General features: G+C 70.0%; 8 protein-coding genes. 2 read left to right on the top strand and 6 right to left on the bottom strand.

Features of this window, described 5'->3' with window-relative positions; genetic code table 11:
* Window position 1: 1 nt before the first annotated feature.
* Window positions 2-1,288, bottom strand: coding sequence for a hypothetical protein (locus tag O7620_RS05225; RefSeq protein ID WP_278122082.1), 1,287 nt, complete (start codon window positions 1,286-1,288; stop codon window positions 2-4).
* Window positions 1,289-1,484: 196 nt separating this feature from the next.
* On the opposite strand from O7620_RS05225, the gene O7620_RS05220 reads away from it, so the two are divergent.
* On the top strand, window positions 1,485-2,219 hold the full coding sequence (locus O7620_RS05220; protein WP_278122081.1) for a VOC family protein: 735 nt from the start codon (window positions 1,485-1,487) through the stop codon (window positions 2,217-2,219).
* Between the two features lie 289 nt (window positions 2,220-2,508).
* On the top strand, window positions 2,509-3,537 hold the full coding sequence (locus tag O7620_RS05215) for an MFS transporter (protein ID WP_278122080.1): 1,029 nt from the start codon (window positions 2,509-2,511) through the stop codon (window positions 3,535-3,537).
* A 16-nt stretch (window positions 3,538-3,553) separates the two neighbouring features.
* Here O7620_RS05215 and O7620_RS05210 read toward each other — a convergent pair whose 3' ends face one another.
* The 5 genes from O7620_RS05210 to O7620_RS05190 form a co-directional block, all read right to left on the bottom strand.
* The gene (locus O7620_RS05210) at window positions 3,554-3,907 is read right to left on the bottom strand and encodes a DNA polymerase ligase N-terminal domain-containing protein (RefSeq protein ID WP_278122079.1); all 354 of its coding nucleotides are present in this window, start codon (window positions 3,905-3,907) and stop codon (window positions 3,554-3,556) included.
* Window positions 3,908-4,018: 111 nt separating this feature from the next.
* Window positions 4,019-5,128 carry a Gfo/Idh/MocA family oxidoreductase gene (locus tag O7620_RS05205; RefSeq protein WP_278122078.1) on the bottom strand — a complete coding sequence of 370 codons (1,110 nt, stop codon included), beginning with the start codon at window positions 5,126-5,128 and terminating at the stop codon, window positions 4,019-4,021.
* Window positions 5,098-5,808: a ThuA domain-containing protein gene (locus O7620_RS05200; protein WP_278122077.1), complete on the bottom strand. Its 711-nt coding sequence runs from the start codon at window positions 5,806-5,808 to the stop codon at window positions 5,098-5,100. Before O7620_RS05200 ends, O7620_RS05205 begins: the two co-directional genes overlap by 31 nt.
* Before the next feature lie 131 nt (window positions 5,809-5,939).
* Window positions 5,940-6,464, bottom strand: a complete 525-nt coding sequence (locus O7620_RS05195; protein WP_278122076.1) for a sigma-70 family RNA polymerase sigma factor — start codon at window positions 6,462-6,464, stop codon at window positions 5,940-5,942.
* The gene (locus O7620_RS05190) at window positions 6,461-6,946 is read right to left on the bottom strand and encodes a hypothetical protein (protein WP_278122075.1); all 486 of its coding nucleotides are present in this window, start codon (window positions 6,944-6,946) and stop codon (window positions 6,461-6,463) included. Before O7620_RS05190 ends, O7620_RS05195 begins: the two co-directional genes overlap by 4 nt.
* Between the last annotated feature and the right edge of the window lie 53 nt (window positions 6,947-6,999).

Below are 6,999 nucleotides of genomic sequence, written 5' to 3'. Positions count from 1 at the left end.
GTCAGTTCCCCAGGGCGATCTTGATGGCTTCGGCGGCAACCGCGACCCCGATGGCATTCGCCGTGTCGAGCGCCCACCTTCCGGCGGCTCTGAGACTCTTCAGTGCCCCGACGCCGTCGTCGCTCCGGGCAGCGAGTTCAGCCTGTCCGATGTCGGCCACCGCCCGGTCGTCCTCCGGCGTCGTCGCTCGTTCGCGCAGGGCGACACGCAGCCGCGAGAGCTCCTCCGCGAGGGTCGGCAGATCGATCCCGTTTCCCAGCTGATTCCACAGCTGCACGAAGGAGACGTCGTGCACGTGAGCATTCGGCCCGACCGCGCCGGCCTGCCCTTGGACGTCATATCGATCACCCATGATGACCTCTACTCCTCGCTCCCGAGTGAGTGCACCGTATCGACCTCGGCCACCGAGGTCGATGAGGAATTGCGTGTAGCGATCGGCGCTGGAGCCGTCCGACAGTTCAAGGAAGTCCTCCTCGTAGATCTCCAGCTCGTTGGAGACCAGGCTGATCAGACCCGCCGTCCCCAACTCGGGCCGCATCACCCTGGGCAGATACTCGGCGGGCACCTTCGCCACCGTCGCGGGGCCCGGCTCAACCACCACGCGAATCAGTGGGACGTTCGTGCCTCGGACTTCGCCGAGAAGGCGGTCTTCACGCCGATCCGCCGTCGCACCGGTGAACGCCACAGCCAGGCTCACCTCGCTGAGAGCGCTGTATCCGATCGGGTGTTCGTCAATCTCGGCGAGCAACGCCTGGGACGAGAGGACCGTGTAGCGCCTCTCGCGCTCGATGAACTCCCGCACGGCGTCACCCACTCCCGCCGCCAGCACCGAGGACCCGAGCAGGAGGCAGGTCCGTGGACTCAGTGGGCTCTGGTAGCGAGGAGTCGGCTCCCCGGTGTAGGCGCGAAGCATCGCCAGTGCCTGCCGGTGCTCACGCACATTCCGTGGGAACGAACGGAACGAGAATCGACACTGCAGCAGAGTTGGCGGAAGAATTGTTCGCGGGAGGGTGTCCTCCACGAACACCAGGAGGGGCTTTCTGCTCCTCAGGCCGAGACCAATCTCGTACATGATGTGCGGTGAGGTGCCGGATTCGCGCTCGGTCAGGACGACGACCATCGCATCGCAGTGACTGAGATGACGCTCGAGTTTCGCGGAGTTCACGTGTGTCGACGGAGGGTCGAGGCTGGCAATCAGACCCTCGGCCTCCATGAGGCGAGCGAAATAGTCATTGATCATCGCGTCTCGAGGTCGATAGCTGTGTGCGAAGTAGACCAGGCTGCTCAACTCGCCGCCTCCTCATCGACCCAGACGTCGACCAGGCGATTATCGCAGGCATCGACAAGGTCCGTGTCGCTGCTCTCCTCCCGGAAGACCCGGCCGCCGGCGCCGGACGCCGCGCCGGGGTGCCGACGTCGCCACACCGAGCGATCACTCCGGTTCGGGTACCACCGCCGGCTCGACGGGCTCTAGCATCGCTGCCATGGCGACGCGGCTTGTGCAGATCAACATGAAGGCTCGGGACGACTCCGCGCTGGGCGGCTTCTGGGCGCAGGCGCTGGGCTGGGAGGTCTCCAGTGAGGGGCCCGGCGTGACGAACCTCGAACCCGAGGGCTTCGTCTACCCCGACCCCGTCGCTGTCTGTATCGACCTCGTCGTCTCCCCGGAACCCAAGACGGTGAAGAACCGCGTGCACATCGACCTCGCCACCACCTCGACGGCCCATCAGGCGGAGGTCGTCGCGCGCCTGAGGGATCTCGGCGCGACACCCGCCGACATCGGCCAGGGCGACGTCCCGTGGACGGTCCTGGCCGACCCGGAGGGCAACGAGTTCTGCGTGCTGGAGCCCCGGCCGATCTACCAGGACACCGGCCCGATCGCCGCCGTGGTGGCCGACTGCGCGGATCCGCGCGCGTTGGCCCGCTTCTGGGGCGAGGCCACCGACTGGACCGTGCACGAGGTGACCGACCACCGTGCGGTGCTGCGCTCGGCCAAGGGCGTCGGCCCCTATCTGGAGTTCATCCGCACACCCGACGTGAAGACCGTGTGGAACCGCGTCCACCTCGACGTCCGCCCGTACCCGGATGACGACCTGGAGGCCGAGGCGGCGAGACTGCGGGCTCTCGGCGCCACCTCCGTCGACCTGGACCGGAGCGTCGGGTGGAAGGTCCTGGCGGACCCGGAAGGCAACGAGTTCTGCCTGCTCACCCCCGCCTGACAGGGCCGCGACCCGTGCTCGCCGGGACCGCGCTACCGCCGCCGAGGTGGGCGGGCACGCCGGGCTTGAGGAGTCCACCTCGCCGTACTGGCCCAGTTCGACGACGACTGGGGCGCGGGCGACCAGATCCGGGCCGTCCTGGCCCCGTTCCGGACACGATCCTGACCGGCGGCCCGACGGCTGATCACGGACGCGCGCGGGTGTCGCTGCGGTCGGGGCCGGCGACCGGAGCAGGGGCTGGACGCTCGGCTACGGTGACCATGAATGGGGGTGGACCATGGCGCCGGAGGTGTCACCGCGACGGGCCTGGGCCGTACTCGTCGTGCTCTCCCTGGCCGCGTTCGCGTTCATCACGACCGAGCTGCTGCCCGTCGGCCTGCTGACCCACATCGCACCCGATCTCGACCGGTCGCGCTCGCGGGTGGGAATGCTGGTCAGCGGGTACGCGGTCGTGGTCGTGGTGGCGTCCGTGCCACTGGCCCGGCTGACCCAGCGGATCCCCCGGCGTCACCTGCTCGGCGGCACGATGATCCTGTTCGCCGCCGCGAACGCCGCCGCCGCGCTCGCATCGACGTACGCCGTGCTGGCCGGCGCCCGTCTCCTGACCGCACTCGCCCAGGCGCTGTTCTGGTCCATCGCCACGGCGACCGTGACCGGGCCCTTCCCGATCGCGGTACGCGGCCGGGTCGTGGCGCTGTTCGCGACCGGGGCGACGCTCGCCCCGGTGCTCGGCGTACCCCTCGGCACCTGGATCGGGCAGCACGCCGGTTGGCGTACGGCGTTCGCGGTGCTGGCCGGGGTCGGTCTGGCGATCGCCGCCGCGGTGCTGATCCTCCTCCCCTCCTATCCCCCGGCGACCGGCGGTGCCGCCCGGGGCACCGCACCGGACGGGCGGCGCTTCACCGTGCTGCTGATCGCCACGGCCCTGGGCATCGGCGCGGCCTCGCTGATCGGCATGTACGCGCTGGGCGCGCTCCGGCCCGGCGCGGTCGCGTTTCTCGCCGGGATCGGCCTCGCCTACGCGGCGTTCGGCTCCGCCGTGCAGAGCCGGATGCTGCAACTGGCTCCCGGCAGCACCGACATCGCCTCGGCCGGCGTCAGCACCGCCTTCAACGCGGGCATTGCCGGTGGTTCGCTGTTCGGCGGCGCCCTCCTGTCCATCTCGGGGGCACGCCCGCTGGCACTCGTCGGTGGATCGCTGACGCTGGTCGCCCTCACGCTGCTCGCCGTGGACGCGCGGCGGCGTCACGCCGCCACGCCAGCGCCGGCCGCCGCTGGGCGGGAAACCGCGGTGCGGGCCTCGCCGCTACCGCGTTGACCGCGGGGCGTCGCCGTCAGCGGCCATCCACGGGCTGCTCCTTTGTCAGGTGGAGCAGCCATCCCTCGCCGGTGCGGATGAGCGCGTATCGCCGGCGGCCGGTGCGGCCGTGCAACGTGAACAGCATCCGGCGGTCGGTGCGGTCGTGCTCCTCCCAGGTGCCGATGTCGGCGATCGACTTGTCGGCGTCCTCGTAGGTGAGGTGATCGAGAGCGTGGTCGGGCACGGCGATCGCGAGACGGTTGTCGCTGGGGCTGTCCGGCAGGCCGCGAGGCACTGCCCAGGAGCGCAGCACGCCGTCCTCCTCCAGCCGCAGGTCGAAGTGCGGTCGCGGCTTGCGGTGCTGGTGCAGGACGAAGGCAGGTGCCACGCCCCCATTGTCGGCGCCCGCCGCTGCGCCCGTCCCGAATGTGGCTGTTCCACGACGGCGAGGATCGCGCCGCCGACGGCGTCCTGTCGGCGATGCCCGGTCTGACCCCGTTCAGTGGCCGTATGCCGTCCAGTCCTCGACCGGAGTGAGCGGAACCGGCACGGGCCGCTGCACCACCGTCGTCAGCTCGATCCGCCGACCCTCGTCCGCCGACCGCAGCATGGTCGTCATCGTTTCAAGGACGTGCAGGGCCACGTCACCGCCAGCGCGCGGCGGACGCTGACCGGCGGCGCTGACCAGGTCGATCAGACCCAGGCCTCGGGAACCCTCGGCGTAACCGGCCCGCGGTTCGAGAACGCGCCACTCGGTGCCGCCGAGCGCGAAGAGGCGGACCTGACCGTCGAAGGTGTTCGGATCGGGTACGGCGAGCGTGCCGGCCTCCCCATGGACCTCGATCGGCGCGGCAGTCGTCGCGACGCCGTCGAAGCTCGTCGTGATGGTGGACAGAGCACCGTTGGCGTGCTCCAGCACGCCGGTCACGTGGGTGTCCACCTCCACCGGGATCCGCTGGCCCATCCGAGGCCCCGAGCCGATGACGCGCTCGGCGCGCAGCCGGCTGGCGGTTCCGCTCACCGCACGGACCGGCCCGAGCAGGTGGATGAGCGCCGAGATGTAGTACGGCCCCATGTCCAGCAACGGGCCGCCGCCTGGCGCGTAGTAGAAGTCGGGATTGGGATGCCAGCGCTCGTGCCCAGGCGTGACCATGACGGCCGACGCGGACAACGGGCGTCCGATCAGCCCGCCGTCGATGGCCGCACGCGCCGTCTGCGTACCCGTGCCCAGGACGGTGTCCGGCGCGCACCCCACGCGGACGCCGGCCGTCTTGGCCCGATCGATGATCGAACGGCCGTCCGGGAACGTCACGGCGAGCGGCTTCTCGACGTACACGTTCTTGCCCGCGTCGATCGCGCCGAGCGAGATGTCGGCGTGCGCCGCGGGGATCGTGAGGTTGAGTACCGTCTGCACGTCGGGGCGGGCGAGCAGGGCCTCGACGCTCATCGCCTCGGCGCCGGGGATCGTGGCGGCGACCGCGGCCGACCGGGAGGTGTCGAGGTCGGCCAGGGCAGCGATCGACACCGCGGGGTGGTTCGCGAGTGTGTCCAGGTACGCGCGGGAGATGACCCCGAGACCTACGATGCCGACGCGGTGCGGGTCGCCCACCTCATCCCCCTCTCGATGACGGTACGGACGCTCGCGTGCTCCAGCACGTCAAGGCTGTGTCCCGGGGTCGTCACGACGATGCGCCCGGCACCCCACAGTCGGGTCCAGATCGCCGGCGAGGTGACCGGCCGGTGCCATGGATGCCACGCCCTGCTCGGGTGGGTGGTGACCGCGAGGACGTCGATCAGGTCGTCGTGCAACACCCAGTACTGCTCGGTGACCAGGTCGAAGTCCTCGATGCCCGCGGTGATCGGATGCTCTCGGCCGAGGTCGGTGATGCGCACCGTGTGCGGCAGAAAGTTGTCCTCCGCGCCACCGTGACGCTCGCACGGCTCTTTACCCGGATGGGTCGCGAACTGGCCGCCCACCAGGTGCAGGTACTCCGATGACGCGCGGAACGAATCCACGATCCCGCCGTGCCAGCCGGTGAATCCCGTACCGGCGATGACCGCCGCGCTGAGGCCCGCCGCCTGCTCCGAGGTGATCTGCGACATCGTCACGCACTGCACGACGAGGTCGGTGTCGGCCATCTCGGCGGCATCGGCGTAGATCTCCGTCGACTCCTCAACCCGTACGGCATAGCCGCTGCGTTCGAGGAAGGGGATGAACAGGTCCGTCGCCTTGACCGGCTGGTGCCCCTCCCACCCGCCCCGAACCACAAGTGCTCTGCGTTGCGCCATCCTCGCTCCCTCCACGGTCGGCCGGCACCGGGCTGGCCGCTCCCGCCCCGGCGGCGTACCGCCGATGCCCGTGCCCGTGCCCGTCGCATCGACACCGTACTCGTGGTTGCCGCCACCGCCGGCGTTCGTGGTCAGGCCAGCTGGTCACGCAGTGCGCGGATCGCGTAAAAGTTGCGGGACTTCACGGTCCCGGCCGGAACGTTGAGGATCTGCGCGGCTTCGACGACCGTACGTTCCTGGTAGTAGAGCTCGACCAGGACCGTGCGAAGGCGTTCCGGGAGAGCGGCGACGGCTGCCCGGATCTCGGTCCCGTCTATGAAGCTGTCGACCTCGGCGTCTTGGGCGGGAATGTGTGTCAACGCCTCCGCCGAGGTCAGCTCGGGACGTGAACGGGCCGCCCGCGCCTGGTCGATGAGGATGCGCCGGGCCACCGTGTAGAGCCAGCCGCGGCTCCATCGGCCGTCCACCCGGGAGTGCGGGTTCTTCCAGGCCCGCACCATCGTCTCCTGCACGACGTCCTCCGCCCAGTGGACATCGCCACCGACCAGCCGCGACACGTAGGCCAGCAGTGCAGGACGTTGTTCCTGCTGGAGATGCTCAAGGGCCTCCTCGGGCGTCATGCCTTCGGTGTCGTTTCCCGGGGCGACCTCATTCATCGTTTGTGCCCTTGCGCCCGCCCGTCCTTGGGCCGATCCGGACCCGCCTGAGGCACGACCCCTCCGGCGCGCCGAGCAACGCCCGGTGATCGGAGTGCGGCCGCACTGAAGCGACGCGGCGCCGCGGGACGGGGGAAGGCAACCGGGCTCGGGCCCAGACTCTCCACCTTGTCAAGACGTCTGCGGCCCTCGACCAGCTCGCCCAGCACGTCCGCGAGACTGGGGTCGGTCACCGCCACCGCGGCAAGTTCGTTCAAGCCCACCGCGGCAACGAGCTTCTGGTACGCAGCTACCAACGCCGCGGTGTCGAGCTGATCGATGCGTACATCCGGAGCACCCGACGAAGGTTCCGCCGCGGACCCGGGCGGTGCGACCAGGGCACTCTTCACGTTTTCACGAAGCGCGCGCCAGTCGGCCTGCACGGGGAGATCGCTCCGTAGCGCGCGGAGACCATTGTCGAGCTGTTGTTCAGGGACGGTCATGGGCTAGCGGGCCTCCTTCGGGGATGGCTACCGAGCATCCCCCGTGTAAGCAA

Origin of the sequence: Micromonospora sp. WMMD710, assembly GCF_029626045.1 — a bacterium.
Classification (GTDB): domain Bacteria; phylum Actinomycetota; class Actinomycetes; order Mycobacteriales; family Micromonosporaceae; genus Micromonospora.
Note: the sequence above shows the minus strand (reverse complement) of the source record. Positions and strands in the feature narration are given on the sequence as shown.